Below are 509 nucleotides of genomic sequence, written 5' to 3' on the forward strand. Positions count from 1 at the left end.
CCGGGGCGGCACTGGACGTCGAGGCTGACGCCGACACGGGGGGCACGGCATGAGCGGTGACGGCAAGGACCTGAAGACGCGGGGCCTCGACCTGATCGCCAAGGGGCTGACCGAGGCGCTGGGCGAGCTGAAGGAGCTGGGCATGGTCGGTGAGGCCGGCGCCGGGCGCGGCTTCTCCGGCCTCGCCCTGTCGGGTCTCGAACTGGGCCACGAGGGGCTGACGGGGGAGTTCACGTCGTTCTGCGAGCGCTGGGAGTGGGGGGTGCGGTCCCTGATCGGCGAGGGCAACGGGTTCGCCGTGAAGACGGGGCTGTCCGCGGGGACGTACTACGAGACCGAGCAGTACGTGGAGGGCAGCTTCAAGGTCGCCGCCAACGCGGCCGTCGGCGATCCGTACGCCTCCGAGGAGGACGTCGAGAAGAAGGGCTGGGGCGACATCGCCAAATCCGGTGTCTACGGCGGTGACGTGGACTACAGCAAGGAATCCCTCGACCGGGCCCTCGACACCG

The 509-nt window shown here is 70.1% G+C and carries 1 protein-coding gene; it reads left to right on the forward strand.

The window, feature by feature from the left end; translation table 11 throughout:
* Positions 1–49: 49 nt before the first annotated feature.
* On the forward strand, positions 50–509 hold a 460-nt coding region (locus tag NX794_RS35820), incomplete at its 3' end, for a hypothetical protein (RefSeq protein WP_258783894.1).

Origin of the sequence: Streptomyces pyxinicus (genome assembly GCF_024753135.1) — a bacterium.
GTDB classification, from domain to species: Bacteria; Actinomycetota; Actinomycetes; order Streptomycetales; family Streptomycetaceae; genus Streptomyces; species Streptomyces pyxinicus.